General features: G+C 70.0%; 16 protein-coding genes. 12 read left to right on the forward strand and 4 right to left on the reverse strand.

All coding sequences use genetic code 11. The annotated features are described in order from the left end of the window. Nucleotides 1-230 precede the first annotated feature (230 nt). The 3 genes from chvE (at nt 231) to mmsB (ending at nt 4162) form a co-directional block, all read left to right on the forward strand. Nucleotides 231-1304, forward strand: coding sequence for a multiple monosaccharide ABC transporter substrate-binding protein (gene chvE / locus ACLBYB_RS01650; RefSeq protein WP_447697666.1), 1074 nt, complete (start codon nt 231-233; stop codon nt 1302-1304). A gap of 99 nt (nt 1305-1403) precedes the next feature. Further along, nucleotides 1404-2939 (forward strand): multiple monosaccharide ABC transporter ATP-binding protein, encoded by a 1536-nt coding sequence (gene mmsA / locus ACLBYB_RS01655; protein ID WP_447680598.1) that lies wholly within the window; start codon nt 1404-1406, stop codon nt 2937-2939. A 95-nt stretch (nt 2940-3034) separates the two neighbouring features. Further along, a complete protein-coding gene (gene mmsB / locus ACLBYB_RS01660) occupies nt 3035-4162 on the forward strand; it encodes a multiple monosaccharide ABC transporter permease (RefSeq protein ID WP_447698126.1) in 1128 nt (375 codons plus the stop codon). 211 nt (nt 4163-4373) lie between these two features. On the opposite strand, the gene ACLBYB_RS01665 is transcribed toward mmsB, so the two are convergent. Then, nucleotides 4374-5345, reverse strand: a complete 972-nt coding sequence (locus ACLBYB_RS01665; protein ID WP_447697667.1) for a polyprenyl synthetase family protein — start codon at nt 5343-5345, stop codon at nt 4374-4376. Nucleotides 5346-5380: 35 nt separating this feature from the next. Between ACLBYB_RS01665 and mtgA the strand changes: the two genes are divergently transcribed. Continuing rightward, on the forward strand, nt 5381-6151 hold the full coding sequence (gene mtgA / locus ACLBYB_RS01670; RefSeq protein ID WP_447698127.1) for a monofunctional biosynthetic peptidoglycan transglycosylase: 771 nt from the start codon (nt 5381-5383) through the stop codon (nt 6149-6151). Between the two features lie 62 nt (nt 6152-6213). Beyond that, complete coding sequence (locus tag ACLBYB_RS01675) at nt 6214-6858, forward strand: hypothetical protein (protein ID WP_091977071.1); 645 nt, start codon at nt 6214-6216, stop codon at nt 6856-6858. Nucleotides 6859-6907: 49 nt separating this feature from the next. On the opposite strand, the gene ACLBYB_RS01680 is transcribed toward ACLBYB_RS01675, so the two are convergent. Next, nucleotides 6908-8146 carry an argininosuccinate synthase gene (locus ACLBYB_RS01680; RefSeq protein WP_447697668.1) on the reverse strand — a complete coding sequence of 413 codons (1239 nt, stop codon included), beginning with the start codon at nt 8144-8146 and terminating at the stop codon, nt 6908-6910. A 212-nt stretch (nt 8147-8358) separates the two neighbouring features. Here ACLBYB_RS01680 and ACLBYB_RS01685 point away from each other — a divergent pair, with 212 nt between their 5' ends. From ACLBYB_RS01685 to ACLBYB_RS01715, 7 genes are all read left to right on the forward strand, one after another. Beyond that, nucleotides 8359-8985, forward strand: coding sequence for a 2-hydroxychromene-2-carboxylate isomerase (locus ACLBYB_RS01685; protein ID WP_020093497.1), 627 nt, complete (start codon nt 8359-8361; stop codon nt 8983-8985). 129 nt (nt 8986-9114) lie between these two features. Then, a complete protein-coding gene (locus tag ACLBYB_RS01690; protein WP_056522497.1) occupies nt 9115-9813 on the forward strand; it encodes a DsbA family protein in 699 nt (232 codons plus the stop codon). A 216-nt stretch (nt 9814-10029) separates the two neighbouring features. Continuing rightward, a complete protein-coding gene (locus ACLBYB_RS01695) occupies nt 10030-10602 on the forward strand; it encodes a F0F1 ATP synthase subunit delta (protein ID WP_020093499.1) in 573 nt (190 codons plus the stop codon). A gap of 54 nt (nt 10603-10656) precedes the next feature. After that, on the forward strand, nt 10657-12189 hold the full coding sequence (gene atpA / locus ACLBYB_RS01700) for a F0F1 ATP synthase subunit alpha (protein ID WP_354454275.1): 1533 nt from the start codon (nt 10657-10659) through the stop codon (nt 12187-12189). Between the two features lie 135 nt (nt 12190-12324). Continuing rightward, nucleotides 12325-13215, forward strand: coding sequence for a F0F1 ATP synthase subunit gamma (locus tag ACLBYB_RS01705; RefSeq protein WP_103985306.1), 891 nt, complete (start codon nt 12325-12327; stop codon nt 13213-13215). Between the two features lie 42 nt (nt 13216-13257). Continuing rightward, nucleotides 13258-14712, forward strand: coding sequence for a F0F1 ATP synthase subunit beta (gene atpD / locus ACLBYB_RS01710; protein ID WP_020093502.1), 1455 nt, complete (start codon nt 13258-13260; stop codon nt 14710-14712). Between the two features lie 140 nt (nt 14713-14852). After that, nucleotides 14853-15254, forward strand: a complete 402-nt coding sequence (locus ACLBYB_RS01715) for a F0F1 ATP synthase subunit epsilon (RefSeq protein ID WP_020093503.1) — start codon at nt 14853-14855, stop codon at nt 15252-15254. Nucleotides 15255-15261: 7 nt separating this feature from the next. On the opposite strand, the gene ACLBYB_RS01720 is transcribed toward ACLBYB_RS01715, so the two are convergent. Further along, nucleotides 15262-16500 carry a CCA tRNA nucleotidyltransferase gene (locus ACLBYB_RS01720; RefSeq protein ID WP_447697669.1) on the reverse strand — a complete coding sequence of 413 codons (1239 nt, stop codon included), beginning with the start codon at nt 16498-16500 and terminating at the stop codon, nt 15262-15264. Continuing rightward, the gene (locus ACLBYB_RS01725; RefSeq protein ID WP_020093505.1) at nt 16497-16754 is read right to left on the reverse strand and encodes a DUF6111 family protein; all 258 of its coding nucleotides are present in this window, start codon (nt 16752-16754) and stop codon (nt 16497-16499) included. The genes ACLBYB_RS01720 and ACLBYB_RS01725 overlap by 4 nt, the downstream gene beginning before the upstream one ends. Nucleotides 16755-16762: the final 8 nt, after the last annotated feature.

Raw genomic sequence — 16762 nt, forward strand, 5'->3', positions numbered from 1 at the left:
GAAGAGGCTGCCGGCGGCGCCCGAGTCGCGCCTCTGCCTGCCAACCCGGCCAAGCTTGCCGGATCGGCTCCCGCAGGGATCTTCGGTCGGGCAGTGGATGGGTGTCGACCATAGAATAGGTAAGTCAAACATCGCGTTGTAACTATAAAAAATTTTCAATCGACAATAACGGGAGCGCGGACTCGCTTCGATTGAAGTCGAAGTCCGGCCGCGAAGCGATAGGGGGGATTATGATCGCCAGGCAGACGGTTCTCAAATACATCCTGGGCCTGTCGCTCCTCGGCGTGTCCGCCGCGACATCCGCGCAGGCGGCCGGCGGGGATCCGATCGGGGTCGCCATGCCGACCAAGTCGTCGCAGCGCTGGATCGACGACGGCAACAACATCGTCAGGCTTCTGAAGGCCAAGGGCTACAAGCCGGATCTGCAATACGCGGACGACGACATCCCGACCCAGCTCGCCCAGATCGAGAACATGCTCACTACCGGCGTGAAGATCCTGGTGATCGCTTCCATCGACGGCACGACACTCAGCGATGTGCTGTCGAAAGCGAGCGAGCGCGGCGTCAGGGTCATCGCCTACGACCGGCTCATCCGGGGGACGCCGAACGTCGATTACTACGCCACCTTCGACAACTACAAGGTCGGCGTTCAGCAGGCGACATCCATCGTCGACGCCCTCGGCCTGAAGGACGGGAAGGGGCCCTTCAACATCGAGCTGTTCGGCGGTTCGCCCGACGACAATAACGCATACTTTTTCTACGACGGCGCCCTATCGGTGCTGAAGCCCTACCTCGACGCGAAGAGGCTCGTCGTGCGCTCGGGCCAGTTCGGCATGGACAAGGTGTCCACCCTGCGCTGGGACGCCGCGACCGCCCAGGCGCGGATGGATAACCTGCTCTCGGCCTATTACGGCAACGCCCATCTGGATGCCGTGCTCTCGCCCTACGACGGCATCTCCACGGCGATCCTCTCGTCGGTGAAGAGCGTGGGCTACGGGTCGGGCGGCGTGAAGCTGCCGGTGATCAGCGGCCAGGACGCCGAGCTGCAATCGGTCAAGTCGATCATCGCCGGTGAGCAGACGGCGACGATCTTCAAAGACACCCGGGACCTGGCCAAGGTGACGGTGGCGATGATCGACGCCATCGAGGCGGGCCGACAGCCCGAGGTCAACGACGTGAAGACCTACGATAACGGCAAGAAGATCGTCCCGTCCTACCTGCTCACGCCGGTGATCGTCACCCGGGCCAACTGGAAGCCGGCCCTGATCGACACGGGCTACTACACGCTCGACCAGCTCAAGTGACCGATGCCGGGGTGGAGCCCGGTCGCTCCGCCCGATCCGATCCCCGCCGCGACGACTGTCGCGCGGGCCGAACGTGCAGTCCGAGCTGGTAGGCGCCGTATGCAGCCCGTTCTCGAAATGCGGGGAATCACCAAGACCTTCCCCGGCGTGAAGGCCCTCGCCGACGTCAACCTGACGGTCGAGCCCGCCGAGATCCTCGCCCTGGTCGGCGAGAACGGCGCGGGGAAGTCGACGCTGATGAAGGTGCTGAGCGGCGTGTATCCCTACGGGTCGTACACGGGCGACATCACCTACGAGGGGCGGCCGGGCCGCTTCCGGGACATCACGGACAGCGAGCGCCTCGGCATCGTGATCATCCACCAGGAACTCGCCCTGGTGCCGTACCTGTCGATCGCCGAGAACATCTTCCTCGGCAACGAGCCGGCCCGGTTCGGGGTCATCGACCGGGATCGTGTCCAGGCCCGCGCCCGCGCGCTGATGGCGATGGTGGGGCTCGACGAGAGCCCCGACACCCTCGTCACCCATCTCGGGGTCGGCAAGCAGCAGCTCGTGGAGATCGCCAAGGCGCTCTCCAAGGAGGTGAAGCTCCTGATCCTCGACGAACCGACCGCGTCGTTGAGCGAGACCGACAGCGAGGCCCTGCTGCAGCTCCTGCTGCGCTTCAAAGCGCAGGGCATCGCCTCGATCCTGATTTCCCACAAGCTCAACGAGATCGCCAAGGTGGCCGACCGGATCACGGTCCTGCGCGACGGCAGCACCGTCGAGACCCTCGACTGCCGCGGCGGCGCGATCGACGAGGACCGCATCATCCGGGCGATGGTCGGCCGCACGCTGGAGAGCCGCTACCCGGTCCGCACGCCGCGGATCGGCGCGGTGCTGATGGAGGTGCGCGACTGGACGGTCCACCACCCCGTCCACGCCGACCGGGCGGTGGTGCGCGACGTCGACCTGAGCCTGCGCCGGGGCGAGATCGTCGGGATCGCGGGCCTGATGGGCTCGGGCCGGACCGAGCTTGCCATGAGCCTCTTCGGCCGGTCCTACGGCCGGGACATCCGGGGCACGGTCCGGATCGAGGGTGTCGAGGTCGACGTCTCGACGATCGACCGGGCGATCGCGGCCGGCCTCGCCTACGTCACCGAGGATCGCAAGCAGCTCGGGCTCGTGCTGGGCGAGGACATCGCCCGGAACACCACCCTGGCGAACCTGCCCGGGATCTCCACCGCCGCGGTGATCGACGAGGCGGCCGAGCACCGGGTCGCGACCGGCTACCGCACCAAGATGCGCATCCGCTCCGTCGGGGTGACGCAGCAGACCGTGAACCTGTCGGGCGGCAACCAACAGAAGGTCGTGCTGAGCAAGTGGCTGTTCACCCGGCCCAAGGTGCTGATCCTCGACGAGCCGACCCGCGGCATCGATGTCGGCGCGAAGTACGAGATCTACAGCATCATCAACGAGCTGGCCGAGGACGGCCGCGGCGTCCTCCTGATCTCTTCGGAGATGCCGGAACTGCTCGGCCTCTGCGACCGCATCTACGTGATGAACGAGGGGCGCTTCGTGGGCGAATTCGACCGCGCCGAGGCCAGCCAGGAAGCGATCATGCGCGCCATCATGCGCTCCAGGGGGCCGAACGGATGACCGACATCACAGTGAGCAAGTCCATGAGCCCCGGCAGCGAACTCATCCCGGCCGCCGCCGCGGGCGAAGTCCGGGCCGGGCGCGGCCGCCTGCCGATGGCGCAACTGCGCGCCTACGGGCTCGTCGTCGCGCTGGCGGCGATCACGCTGTTCTTCGAGGTCGCGACGGGCGGCGTCCTGTTCCAGCCGCTGAACCTGACCAACCTGATCCTCCAGAACAGCTACGTCGTCGTGATGGCGCTCGGGATGCTGCTGGTCATCGTGGCCGGGCATATCGACCTGTCGGTCGGCTCGGTGATCGGTTTCGTGGGGGCGCTCGCCGCCCTGCTGATGGTCCGCTTCCACGTCGACCCGTTCTCGGCGGCCGTCCTGTGCCTCGCGGTGGGCGCGGTCATCGGCGGTCTGCAGGGCTACTTCGTGGCCTACCTCGCCATCCCGAGCTTCATCGTCACCCTGGCCGGCATGATGGTGTTCCGCGGCCTGACGCAGGTGCTGCTGCAGGGGGCCTCCATCGGACCGTTCCCGGAGGTGTTCCAGCTCCTCGCCAAGGGCTTCCTGATCAACGGCGCCGGACCCTGGACCGCCGTCCTGATCGCCGTCGCGCTGGTCGCGACGCTGACCGGGCTGAACTGGCGACGGCGGCAGGCTCGGCTGCGGAACGGAAGCCCGGCCGAGTCCCCGGCGGCGTTCATCGGCCGCAACGGCGTGACCGCCATCCTGATCCTGGCCTTCGCCTGGCAGATGAGCGCCTACCGGGGCCTGCCCAACGTGCTCCTCGTGCTGCTGGCGCTGGTGACGCTCTACGGCTTCGTGACGACGCGGACGACGATCGGGCGCCGGATCTACGCGCTGGGCGGGAACATCAAGGCCGCGCGCCTCTCGGGCATCAAGACCGAGCGGCTGACCTTCCTGACCTTCGCCAACATGGGCGCGCTGGCGGGCCTCGCCGGCATGATCTTCGTCGCCCGGCTCAACACCGCGAACTCGAAGGCCGGCGTCGGGATGGAGCTCGACGTGATCGCGGCCTGCTTCATCGGCGGCGCCTCGGCGGCCGGCGGGATCGGCAAGGTCTCGGGCGTCGTGATCGGCGCCTTCATCATCGGCATCATGAACAACGGCATGTCGATCCTGGGGATCGGCGTCGACTGGCAGCAGGTGATCAAGGGCGTCGTCCTGCTCGCCGCCGTGTGCCTCGACGTCCACAACAAGACCAACCGGCTCTGACCGGCGCCGCGCGCTCCGCGGCCCCGCCTCCGGTTCGGATGGCCCCGATCGGGACGGCGCGGGTCCGCATCGCGGAGGGTTTCGATCCGGCGGTGCCGCGATCGCTTGTGGCGTGCCTCGCGTGGTCGTGGCGCAGTGTTCGCGGAGGTCGGGCCGCCGGGCCCGGCCCGGCCGCCCGAGGCGGCGGCCGGGTTTCCCCCGCCCGGCGCGATCAGGTCTTGCGGGCGACCGTGAAGCGGGCGGCGTCGCGCAGGACGCGGGCGCCCTCCCCCCAGGACGACACCGCGTCCTCGCAGACGCCGACGAGGCGGTCGCACTCGGCGCGGGCCCCGTCGATGCCGAGACGGTCGACGAGCGTCGCCTTGCCGGCATCCTTGTCCTTGCCGGTGGCCTTGCCCATGGCCTCGGGCGAGGCCTCCCGGTCGAGGATGTCGTCGGCGATCTGGAAGGCCTGCCCCAGGGCGAGGCCGTAGCGCAGGAGTGCGGCCTGCTGGTCCTTGTCGGCACCGCCGACGATGGCGCCGGCCTCCACCGAGAAGGCCAGGATCGCGCCGGTCTTCATCGCCTGCATCCGCAGGGTGTCGTCCACGTCCATGTTGGCCGCGCCGAACCGACCCTCGGCGGTGAGGTCGAGGAGCTGGCCGCCGACCATGCCGCCGAGGCCCGAGGCCCGGGCGAGGCCGAGCACGAGGTCGGCGCGGATGCGCGCATCCGGCTGCCAGGTCGGGTCGGCCACGATCTCGAAGGCCAGCGTCTGCAGGGCGTCGCCGACGAGGATGGCGGTGGCCTCGTCGTAGGCCTTGTGGACCGTGGGCTTGCCGCGGCGCATGTCGTCGTCGTCCATCGCCGGCAGGTCGTCGTGGACGAGGCTGTAGCAGTGGACCAGCTCGACGCCGGCGCCGGCCGCCAGCGCGGCGGCCTCGGAGCCGCCGAGCATCCGGGCGGTCTCGATGGCCAGGAACGGCCGGAGACGCTTGCCGCCGCCGAGCACGGCGTGCCGCATGGCCTCCATCAGGCGGGGCGGCCGGGCGATCTCGCCGGCGCCGACCGCGGGGCCGAGCCGCTCGACCAGGAAGGTCTCGACCGTGTCGGCGACCTCCGTCAACCTGTGGGTAAAATCGGCGGCCGGCGTGACTGCCTTGACCGAACCGGTCGGTGCCTGCGTTGAGGGGGTCGGGGTCATCGGGCTTACGTCCGGTCCTGGCCTTGCGAAAACCAATCGGGTGTCAGTTGGGCGGGGACGGACTCACGGTGGACGGGGCTCGACGCAGGCGGGAGACGGCAGGTCGCGACCTCCCGCTCGCGCGCCCGCGCCGTTCCCGTCGCGTCCGACAGCTTGTGGGAGCGCTGCTGCTGCTCCCCGCCGTCGGGTTCGTCCTCGCGCTGACGTTGGCGCTCGTCTATAGCGCGGTGATGCCGCCGTCGACCCTGATGCTGGGGCGGTGGTTGACGCTTCAGCCGGTGAGTCGGGATCCGGTCCCGCTCTTCGCCATCGCGCCGGCCCTGCCCCAGGCCGTGATCGCCTCGGAGGACCAGCGCTTCTGCCTGGATCACGGCGTCGATTTCGGCGCGATCCGCGACGTGGTCGAGGACGAGGATTCCCCGAGCCGCGGCGCCTCCACGATCGCCATGCAGACGGTGAAGAACGTCTTCCTGTGGCCCGGCCGCTCCTACATCCGGAAGGCCATCGAGATCCCGCTGGCGCTGGCGCTCGACACGCTCTGGGGCAAGCGCCGGATGATGGAGATCTACCTCAACGTCGCCGAGTGGGGCGACGGGATCTACGGCGCGCAGGCCGCGAGCCGGCACTGGTTCGGCAAGGACGCGAGCCGGCTGACCCGCAACGAGGCCGCCCTGCTCGCCGCCGTGCTGCCGAACCCGATCACCCGCAGCGCCGGCCGGCCCTCCCCCGGGGTGCGCCGCCGGGCCGCGCGGATCCAGGCGATGATGGGACAGATCGACGGCCTCACGGGCTGCTTGCGGCGGTAGCAGGGGGCGACTCGTCTCTGTAAGACGGGCCTTCCAAGCGTGAGAGCCGGGACCGATACACGATGAGCGATGCCGTCTACGACCTGAGCCTGGAGCGCATCGCCCTGATCCGCCGGATGGTCGTCGCCTGGGACGGCGCCGAGCCGGGGGCGCCGACCATCCACCCGGCCGCCCCCTATGGCAGCCTCGACCGCGACGGCGACATCGCCAACGTCACCGGCGACGACGAGGGCGCCGAGGAGGAGCACCGGTCGCTCGAGGACGGCCTCGCCGTCTTCGTCCAGAACGGGCAGCTGAAGCCGGGCCGGTACCAGTACCACAACGGTCTGGCCAAGCTCGATCCGGGCGCCGTGGGCGACGTCTTCCGGGACGCGGCCACCGGCGAGACCCCGGACGTCATCACCTTCGCGGTGACGCCCGAGCACCTCGCGCTGATCCCGCAGCTGAATATCGGGTGGAACGCCGAGCAGGGGGTGCCGCGCGTCGACCCGGAGCGGCCCTACGGCGCGGACGGCGCCTACACCGCGGCGATGAAGCGCCTTCTCGCCGCCGTGCCGGGCGCGGCCGCGAACGACGACGAGGACGCGGAGACGCGGCTCGTGCGCCTCCATCGCGAATTGCAGCCGGCCCTGCAGATCTTCCTGCGCTACGCCGATCTCGGCCCCGGCGACTTCCGTCGGGCCGCCGAGCGCTGGCTCCCCGCCTGACGGCTACCTCCGGTCGCTGCCGTCCGCGCGGCGGCGACCGGCAGCGGGCTCAGCCCTCGCGCTTCCTGCGCTGGGCCAGCGTGCGAAGCCGCAGGGCGTTGAGCTTGATGAAACCCGCCGCGTCGCGGTGATCGTAGGCGACGGCGCCCTCCTCGAAGGTCACGAGGTCCTGGTCGTAGAGCGAGTGCGGGCTCTCGCGGCCGATCACGTGGACGCCGCCCTTGTAGAGCTTCAGCCGCACCGTGCCGGTGACCTTCTCCTGGCTCTTGTCGATCAGGGCCTGGATCATCTCGCGCTCCGGCGAGAACCAGAAGCCGTTGTAGATCAGCTCGGCGTATTGCGGCATGAGCTGGTCCTTGAGGTGCGCTGCCCCCCGGTCCAGGGTGATCGACTCGATGGCGCGGTGCGCCGGCAGCAGGATCGTGCCGCCCGGCGTCTCGTACATGCCGCGGCTCTTCATGCCGACGAAGCGGTTCTCCACCAGATCGAGCCGGCCGATGCCGTTGGCGCGGCCGAGCTCGTTGAGCTTGGTCAGCAGGCTCGCGGGCGACAGAGCCTCGCCGTCGATCGAGACGGCGTCGCCGCGCTCGAACCCGATCGTGATGACCGTCGGCTGGTCGGGCGCCTCCTCGGGCGAGAGGGTGCGCGAGTAGACGTAGTCCGGCACCTCGACGGCCGGATCCTCCAGCACCTTGCCCTCCGAGGAGGCGTGCAGAAGGTTGGCGTCCACCGAGAACGGGCTCTCGCCGCGCTTGTCCTTGGCGATCGGGATCTGGTGCTGCTCGGCGAAGGCGATGAGCTGCTCGCGCGAGCGCAGGTCCCACTCGCGCCAGGGCGCGATCACCGTGACGTCGGGCTTGAGCGCGTAGTAGCCGAGCTCGAACCGGACCTGATCGTTCCCCTTGCCGGTGGCGCCGTGGCAGACCGCGTCGGCGCCGACGCGCTCGGCGATCTCGATCTGCTTCTTGGCGATCAGCGGGCGGGCGATCGAGGTGCCGAGCAGGTAGACGCCCTCGTAGACCGCGTTCGCCCGGAACATCGGGAAGACGTAGTCGCGGACGAATTCCTCGCGCAGGTCCTCGATGTAGATGTTCTCGGGCTTAATGCCGAGGAGCTCCGCCTTGCTGCGCGCGGGCTCCAGCTCCTCGCCCTGGCCGAGATCGGCCGTGAAGGTGACGACCTCGCAGCCGTAGGTGGTCTGCAGCCACTTCAGGATGATCGATGTGTCGAGGCCGCCGGAATAGGCCAGCACGACCTTCTTCACGGGGCTCTTCGCGGGGACGGACATGGGACTTCCGGAACTGGGCGAGGGATCTGGCTCGGCGTCTGCGGCTTATCGCGGGTGTCACCGGCCTGCAACCGGCGCGCCGCCTCGCGCGTAGCCGAGATGCCGGAGGATCGGCCGCGTTTCGCCTCACGACGGCCTTGCGGTTGTGTCAGAAACGGCCCGGGCGTTGCAGGTCGTCATCGCCGCGAGAGTGCATCGGAGAAGCGAAGTCTATGGCGCGCCAGCCAATTCTGGAGTTCTGGTACGAATTCGCCTCCACCTACTCCTACCTCGCGGCCATGCGCGTCGAGGCCGCCGCCGCCGAGGCGGACGTGGCGATCCGGTGGCGCCCCTTCCTGGTCGGGCCGCTCTTCGCCGCGCAGGGGTGGACCACCTCGCCGTTCAATCTCTACGCGGCCAAGGGCAAGAACATGTGGCGCGACGTCGAGCGCGAGGCCGCCCGCCTCGGCCTGCCGCCGGTGACGCGGCCCGCCCAGTTCCCGCAGAACAGCCTCAGCGCGGTGCGGGTCGCGATCCTCGGCCAGGACCAGCCGTGGCTGGTCCCGTTCTCGAAGGCGGTCTTCACCGCGAGCTTCGCCGAGGGCCGCTCGATCGCGGAGCCGGCGGCCGTCGCGGAGATCCTCGATTCGCTCGGGCTCGACGGCACGCAGACCGTGCGGGCCGCCGCCGCCGAGGCCAACAAGACGAAGCTGCGGGTCAGCGTCGAGGAGGCGCGCTCCCGCGGGATCTACGGGGCGCCGACGTTCCTGGCCGACGACGGCGAGCTGTTCTGGGGCAACGACCGGCTCGAGCAGGCCCTGGCCTGGGCGACCGGCGACCGGCCGAAGGGGCTGCGCTAGGCCGCGCCCGCCCCGCGGTAGCGCGACGTTCACGGCCGCTCGGCCATGAAACCGACTCGACCCCCTGGTTCTGGTCCGGCTCCGCTTCGGCGCGGCCGGAGCGGGACAGCGATGCCCCGGACGAGTCCCATGCCTGTTTCGAAGCCTGTCTCGCGACGTCTCCTGCTCGCCGCAGCCGCCACCTTCGGTGCCGGCCTGACCGGCGCCTCCGCGCAATCCTACGGCCAGCGGGTCGCGGTGACGGGCGACGACGGGCGCGCGGTGGCGAACTCGATCCTGCCGGGCGAGATCACCGGGCAGATCCCGGCCCTGCGCGGCGTGACCTATGTCGGGCCGCGGGATGCCGGGACCACGCTCTACGAGTTCTTCGACTTCAACTGCCCGTACTGCCGGAAGGCGGCCGCCGACGTGGTCGCCCTGCACGACAGCGATCCGGAGCTGCGGATCGGGCTTGTCCACAACCCGATCCTGTCGCCGCAATCCGCCCAGGCCGCCAAGGTGATGCTCGCGGTGCAGCGCAAGCTCGGCTCCGAGGCCGCGTGGCGCTTCTACCAGACGCTGCTGGGCAAGCCCGGCCGCATCGACGGGCCCGGCGCGCTCGCCGTCGCCGCCACGATGGGGATCCCGCAGGCGGAGGTCGAGGAGATCGCCGACAGCGAGGAGGTGCGCGCGGCGCTGAAGAGCCAGATGCGGATGGCCGCGGATCTCGGCCTCTACGCGACGCCGTCCTACGTGATCGGCAACAGCGGGATCCTCGGGCATCCCGGCGCCGGCGCCATGGCCAAGATGATCGCGAGCGTGCGGCGCTGCGACCGGCTCGCCTGCTGAGGCGGGACCCGCGTCACACTTCCGCCGTCCTGACGCGCAGCGACGCGCGCCTGCCGTGTTGCGCGCGGCCATGCTGGCATGCTAGGCGGTCGCCGCGCCGCGAGGACAGTTCTCGACCTGTCCGTTGCCGGCGCGATCCCACGTCCCGAACGGTCTCGCACCGCGCTCCAGCCGGAGCGCGCGGAGCGGACGGGCAACCAGAGAAGAGAGCGACGGGTGGCGCAGAACGGTTCCGAGGCTGGTCCCCTGGTCGCAGGCGTGGCGGGCCGGTACGCTTCCGCCCTGTTCGAGCTCGCGCGCGACGAGCGCCAGGTCGACGCGGTCGCCGAGTCTCTCGATCAATTCGACACGCTGCTGAAGGAGAGCGCGGATCTCCGCCGCCTCGTCCGCAGCCCGGTCTTCAGCGCCGAGGAGCAGGCGGCCGCCATCGGTGCCGTGCTCGACAAGGCGGGGATCGGCGGCCTCGCCGGCAATTTCATCCGCCTCGCGGCCTCGAACCGCCGGCTCTTCGCCCTGCCCGACATGATCGACGCGTTCCGGACCCTGGTCCAGGACTCGAAGGGCATCGTGCGCGCCCAGGTTCGGGTGGCCGAGAAGCCTTCCGACGCGGTGATCGAGGAGATCAAGGCGTCGCTGCGCGACATCGCCAAGGCCGATGTCGCCGTCGACCTCGTGGTCGACCCCAGCCTGATCGGCGGCCTCGTCGTGAAGATGGGCTCGCGCATGGTCGACGCCTCCCTCAAGACCAAGCTCAACGGTATCCGCCTCGCGATGCGGGCCGCGCGGTAAGCGCCCCCATCCGACCCGAACACGCATAGACGCATCAGCGACAGAGGCCCGAGTATGGACATCCGCGCCGCCGAGATCTCCGCGATCCTGAAAGAGCAGATCAAGAACTTCGGCGAGGAGGCCGAGGTCTCCGAGGTCGGGCAGGTCCTGTCCGTCGGCGACGGCATCGCCCGCGCCTACGGCCTCGACAACGTCCAGGCCGGCGAGATGGTCGAGTTCGAGTCGGGCGTGCGCGGCATGGCCCTGAACCTCGAGCAGGACAACGTCGGCATCGTGATCTTCGGCTCCGACCGCGAGATCAAGGAAGGCCAGACCGTCAAGCGGACCGGCGCCATCGTGGACGTGCCGGTCGGCAAGGGCCTGCTCGGCCGCGTCGTCGACGCCCTCGGCAACCCGATCGACGGCAAGGGCCCGATCCAGTCGACCGAGCGTCGCCGCGTCGACGTCAAGGCTCCGGGCATCATCCCGCGCAAGTCTGTGCACGAGCCGATGGCCACGGGCCTGAAGGCGATCGACGCCCTGATCCCGGTCGGCCGCGGCCAGCGCGAGCTGATCATCGGCGACCGCCAGACCGGCAAGACCGCCATCGCCCTCGACACGATCCTGAACCAGAAGCCGGGCCACACCGCCGGCGGTGACGAGAAGGCCAAGCTCTACTGCATCTACGTCGCCATCGGCCAGAAGCGCTCGACGGTGGCCCAGTTCGTGAAGGTCCTAGAGGACCAGGGCGCGCTGGAGTACTCCATCGTCATCGCCGCGACGGCGTCCGACGCGGCCCCGATGCAGTTCATCGCGCCGTTCGCCGGCTGCGCCATGGGCGAGTACTTCCGCGACAACGGCATGCACGCCGTGATCGTGTACGACGATCTCTCGAAGCAGGCCGTGGCCTACCGCCAGATGTCGCTGCTGCTGCGCCGCCCGCCGGGCCGCGAGGCGTATCCGGGCGACGTGTTCTACCTCCACAGCCGCCTGCTCGAGCGCGCCGCCAAGATGGGCGACGCCGCCGGCAACGGCTCGCTGACCGCGCTGCCGGTCATCGAGACCCAGGCCAACGACGTCTCGGCCTACATCCCGACCAACGTGATCTCGATCACCGACGGCCAGATCTTCCTCGAGACCGACCTGTTCTACCAGGGCATCCGCCCGGCGGTGAACGTCGGACTCTCGGTGTCGCGGGTGGGCTCCTCGGCGCAGACCAAGGCGATGAAGAAGGTCGCCGGCAAGATCAAGGGCGAGCTCGCGCAGTACCGCGAGATGGCCGCCTTCGCGCAGTTCGGCTCGGACCTCGACGCCTCCACCCAGGCCCTCCTGAACCGCGGCTCGCGGCTCACCGAGCTCCTGAAGCAGCCGCAATTCTCGCCGCTGAAGATGGAAGAGCAGGTCGCGGTGATCTACGCCGGCGTGAACGGCTACCTCGACAAGATGCCGGTGACCAAGGTCCGCCCGTTCGAGGACGCGCTGCTCTCGACCCTGCGCTCCAAGCACAAGGACCTGCTCGACTCGATCGCCGCCTCCAAGGACCTGTCGGACGAGAACGCCGGCAAGCTGAAGAGCGTCGTCGAGAGCGTCGCCAAGTCGATCGGCTGATGTGAGGCCCCTCCCCTCGGGGAGGGATCTTGGGTGGTGCCGGGGGGATCCCGGTCCCCGCCGCACCGCCCGAACTTCCGGCTCCTTCCCGCCGAGGGAAGGAGAGGCCCATAGAACGGACCTGGACCTCACCCGATGGCGAGTTTGAAGGACCTGCGCAACCGCATCACCTCGGTGAAGGCGACGCAGAAGATCACCAAGGCCATGCAGATGGTCGCCGCCGCCAAGCTGCGCCGGGCGCAGATGGCCGCTGAGGCGGGCCGTCCCTACGCCGAGAAGATGTCGGCGGTGCTCGGCAACCTCGCGGGCAACCTCGTCGGCGGCGTCGGCGCCCCGCGGCTCCTGTCCGGGACCGGCTCAGAGCAGACGCACCTGCTCGTGGTGTGCACGGGCGACCGCGGCCTCGCCGGCGCGTTCAACTCGTCGATCGTCCGCCTCGCGGTGCGCGAGCACGCCCAGAAGCTCGCCGCCGAGGGCAAGACGGTCAAGATCATGACGGTCGGCAAGAAGGGCCTCGACGCGCTGCGCCGGCAGTACCGCGACCAGATCGTCGAGAGCATGGACATCCGCGGCAACCGCCCGGTGGATTACGAGTTCGCCGCCTCGATCGCCGACAAGATCCTGACCCGCTTCGAGAACGGCGAGTTCGACGTCGCGACCCTGTTCTACTCCGAGTTCCGTTCGGTCATCTCGCAGATCCCGACCGCGCAGCGCCTGATCCCCGCGGAGCTGCCGGCGGTCGACACGACCGCGAAGGCGGCCGCCGGCAACGCCGCCCTGGAATTCGAGCCGTCCGAGGAGGCGATCCTCGAGACGCTGCTGCCGAAGAACCTCACGGTGCAGATCTACCGGGCGCTCTTGGAGAACGCCGCCTCCGAGCAGGGCGCGCGCATGAGCGCCATGGACTCGGCGACCCGCAACGCGGGCGAGATGATCAAGAAGCAGACGCTGATCTACAACCGGACGCGTCAGGCCATGATCACCAAGGAACTCATCGAGATCATCTCGGGTGCGGAAGCCCTCTGAGGCACCGCGACCCGACCGCACAGCTTGAAGGGTAGGTTAACGATGGCGAACACCGCACTCCCCGGCACCGGCTCCAACAAGGTCGGCAAGATCACCCAGGTCATCGGCCCCGTGGTCGACGTGCAGTTCGAGGGCCACCTGCCCGAGATCCTGAACGCGCTGGAGACCAAGAACAACGGCGCCCGCCTCGTCCTCGAGGTCGCCCAGCAGCTCGGCGAGAACACCGTCCGCTGCATCGCCATGGACACGTCCGAGGGCCTGACCCGCGGCCAGGAGTGCACCGACACCGGCGAGCCGATCAAGGTTCCGGTCGGCATGAACACCCTCGGCCGCATCATGAACGTCATCGGCGAGCCGATCGACGAGGCCGGCCCGGTCCAGGCCGACACGTTCCGCGCCATCCACCAGCCGGCCCCCTCCTACGCCGAGCAGTCGACCGAGGCCCAGATCCTCGTCACCGGCATCAAGGTGGTGGACCTGCTCGCCCCCTACGCGAAGGGCGGCAAGATCGGCCTGTTCGGCGGCGCCGGCGTCGGCAAGACCGTGCTGATCATGGAGCTGATCAACAATATCGCCAAGGTGCACTCGGGCTACTCGGTGTTCGCCGGCGTGGGAGAGCGCACCCGCGAGGGCAACGATCTCTACCACGAGATGATCGAGTCCAAGGTGAACGTCGACCCGAAGGAGCACGGCTCTGCCGAGGGTTCGAAGTGCGCCCTGGTCTACGGCCAGATGAACGAGTCGCCGGGTGCCCGCTCGCGCGTCGCCCTGACCGGCCTCACGATCGCCGAGCAGTTCCGCGACGACGGCCAGGACGTGCTGTTCTTCGTCGACAACATCTTCCGCTTCACGCAGGCGGGCTCCGAGGTGTCGGCGCTCCTCGGCCGCATCCCCTCGGCGGTGGGCTACCAGCCGACGCTCGCCACCGACATGGGCGCCCTCCAGGAGCGCATCACCACCACGACCAAGGGCTCGATCACCTCGGTGCAGGCGATCTACGTGCCGGCCGACGACCTGACCGACCCGGCGCCCGCCGCCTCGTTCGCCCACCTCGACGCCACGACCGTGCTGTCGCGCTCGATCGCCGAGAAGGGCATCTACCCGGCGGTGGACCCGCTGGACTCGACCTCGCGCATGCTGTCGCCGGCGATCCTCGGCGAGGAGCACTACGACGTCGCCCGCCGCGTCCAGCAGACCCTGCAGCGCTACAAGGCACTCCAGGACATCATCGCGATCCTGGGCATGGACGAGCTGTCCGAGGAGGACAAGCTGACCGTGGCCCGCGCCCGCAAGATCGAGCGCTTCTTCTCGCAGCCCTTCTCGGTGGCCGAGGTGTTCACCGGCTCGCCGGGCAAGCAGGTCGCCCTCGAGGACACCATCAAGGGCTTCAAGGGCCTGGTGAACGGCGACTACGACGACCTCCCGGAGGCCGCCTTCTACATGGTCGGCACCATCGAGGAGGCCCAGGAGAAGGCCAAGAAGCTCAAGGCCGCGTAAGACGACACCCCCTTCCCCGCGCGGGAAGGGGACAGAGGCCGCGCGGGCGACCCTCACCGGTGCCGTCCGCGCAGCCTTTTTCCGAGACGCTCCGCCCGCATGGCGGGGCGCGCGCCGCCGATCCGGGAACACGTCAGGCCATGGCCACCTTCCACTTCGATTTCGTCGGCCCCGAGCGGACGCTGTATTCCGGCGAGGTGACCGCCGTTCAGCTGCCCGGCACCGAGGGCGAGATGACCGTGATGCCGGGCCACGCGCCCGTGCTGACCTCCCTCCGGGTCGGCGTCATCGTGATCACCGAGAGCCAGGGCAGCGGCAAGCGGATCTACGTCCGCGGCGGCTTCGCCGATATCGGCCCGACGGCCGTGACCGTGCTGGCCGAGCGCGCCGCCCCGATCGAGGAGCTGACGCACGAATCCCTCGACCGCGACATCGAGGCGATCGAGATGCAGCGCGACGCCACCGAGGACCTGCAGAAGCGCGAGGAGCTGAACGGCCAGATCGTCCAGCTCCAGGAGACCAAGGCGCTCCTGAAACTCTGAGCCTCGTTCAGCGGGCGCTCTCCAGCGCCCGCGCCAGCAGGTTGGCCCGCGCTGCCGCGTCCGTCGGGCAGCCCCGCTCCAGCCAGATCCTCCGCGCCGCGGCCAACCCGCGCCCGATCCCGGGCCCCGGCGCCACCCCGGCCGCGACGAGATCCGCCCCCGCCAGGGGAAAGGCCGGCGACGCCCCTTCCCCCTCCAGAGCCCGCAGGGCCGCCCGCGCCGCCTCCGTCACGGCGGGCCGCGGCTCTCCGGCCAGGATCGCCAGCGCGTCGGCCAGGCACGACAGGCCGTGCTCCGCCGCCAGGGCCCGCGCCGCGACCGCGTCCAGCACCGCGCATCCGTGGAGATCGGCCAGCGCCGCGGCGTAGCCGAGCAGCTGCCCGTGCTCGCTCTTCGACAGGCGCAGCCGCTCGCGCAGCCGGTCGGCGTCGTGCCGGGCGCCGACGGCGAGGGCCGCGAGGCGCGTCACCGGAGGCAGGCCCGCGGCTGCGGCCCGTTCCAGCCGCCCGAGCTCCCCGACGCCGCCGGTGATCCGCGGCAGCAGCCCGGTCGCGCTCAGCGTCGTCACCATGGCCGCGCCGCCGGGGGCCGCGAGCAACTTCAGGAATTCCGCGCGCACGCGCTCGCGAGAGAGCCGGTCCAGGCTGTCCCGCGCGGCCACGCAGGCCGCCAGGGCCGCGGCGTCGGGCGCCCCGGCGCCGAACCGCGCATGGAAGCGGAAGAAGCGCAGGATCCGCAGCGCGTCCTCGCGGATCCGGGTCGCCGGGTCGCCGATGAAGCGCACCCGCCCGGCCGTCAGGTCGGGCCGGCCGCCCACCGGGTCGTGGAGGGTTCCGTCGGCGGCGAGGGAGAGCGCGTTGACGGTGAAGTCCCGGCGCTCGGCGTCGCGGCGGAAGTCCGTGCCGAAGCGGACGACCGCGTGCCGCCCGTCGGTCTCTACGTCCTCGCGCAGGGTCGTGACCTCGATCGGCCCGTCCTCGGTCACCAGCGTGATGGTGCCGTGCTCGATGCCGGTCGGCACCGCCTTGAGGCCGGGCGCCCGCTGCGCCGCCCGCATCACCGCCTCGGGCCGGTGCGTCGTCGCCATGTCGATGTCGGCGGTCGGCGCGCCGAGGAGCGCGTCGCGGACGCAGCCGCCGATCAGGCGGGTCTCCGCGCCCGGCGCGTCCAGGGCCGCGAGGACGCGGCGGACGCCCGGGCGTTCGAGCAGGGCCGCCAGCCCCGCCACATCGAGGGCGCGGCTCACCGGAAGCCACCGGGTACGAGACGGCCGTTCTCCATGTGGGTCGGCACGTAGCCCCCGGGACGGCGCTCCGAGAACAGGCCCTCGTAGACGAGGGTGCCGATCACCACCGCCAGCCCGGCCAGGACCAAGCGGAACAGGTGCGCGTCCCAGTGCACCCGGCGCAGGGGATTGCGGCCGGACAGCAGCAGGTAGACGAGGAACAGCGCGAAGGGGATGAGGAAGAGGCCGAACTCTTCGAGGATGCGGCGAAGCATGCGGTCAG

It is taken from the genome of Methylobacterium sp. D54C (genome assembly GCF_053345595.1).

Coding starts and splice junctions, on each gene's coding strand:
- chvE (WP_447697666.1), top strand. CDS start 231: ATGATCGCCAGGCAGACGGTTCTCAAATACATCCTGGGCCTGTCGCTC.
- mmsA (WP_447680598.1), top strand. CDS start 1,404: ATGCAGCCCGTTCTCGAAATGCGGGGAATCACCAAGACCTTCCCCGGC.
- mmsB (WP_447698126.1), top strand. CDS start 3,035: ATGGCGCAACTGCGCGCCTACGGGCTCGTCGTCGCGCTGGCGGCGATC.
- ACLBYB_RS01665 (WP_447697667.1), bottom strand. CDS start 5,345: ATGACCCCGACCCCCTCAACGCAGGCACCGACCGGTTCGGTCAAGGCA.
- ACLBYB_RS01675 (WP_091977071.1), top strand. CDS start 6,214: ATGAGCGATGCCGTCTACGACCTGAGCCTGGAGCGCATCGCCCTGATC.
- ACLBYB_RS01680 (WP_447697668.1), bottom strand. CDS start 8,146: ATGTCCGTCCCCGCGAAGAGCCCCGTGAAGAAGGTCGTGCTGGCCTAT.
- ACLBYB_RS01685 (WP_020093497.1), top strand. CDS start 8,359: ATGGCGCGCCAGCCAATTCTGGAGTTCTGGTACGAATTCGCCTCCACC.
- ACLBYB_RS01690 (WP_056522497.1), top strand. CDS start 9,115: ATGCCTGTTTCGAAGCCTGTCTCGCGACGTCTCCTGCTCGCCGCAGCC.
- atpA (WP_354454275.1), top strand. CDS start 10,657: ATGGACATCCGCGCCGCCGAGATCTCCGCGATCCTGAAAGAGCAGATC.
- ACLBYB_RS01705 (WP_103985306.1), top strand. CDS start 12,325: ATGGCGAGTTTGAAGGACCTGCGCAACCGCATCACCTCGGTGAAGGCG.
- atpD (WP_020093502.1), top strand. CDS start 13,258: ATGGCGAACACCGCACTCCCCGGCACCGGCTCCAACAAGGTCGGCAAG.
- ACLBYB_RS01715 (WP_020093503.1), top strand. CDS start 14,853: ATGGCCACCTTCCACTTCGATTTCGTCGGCCCCGAGCGGACGCTGTAT.
- ACLBYB_RS01725 (WP_020093505.1), bottom strand. CDS start 16,754: ATGCTTCGCCGCATCCTCGAAGAGTTCGGCCTCTTCCTCATCCCCTTC.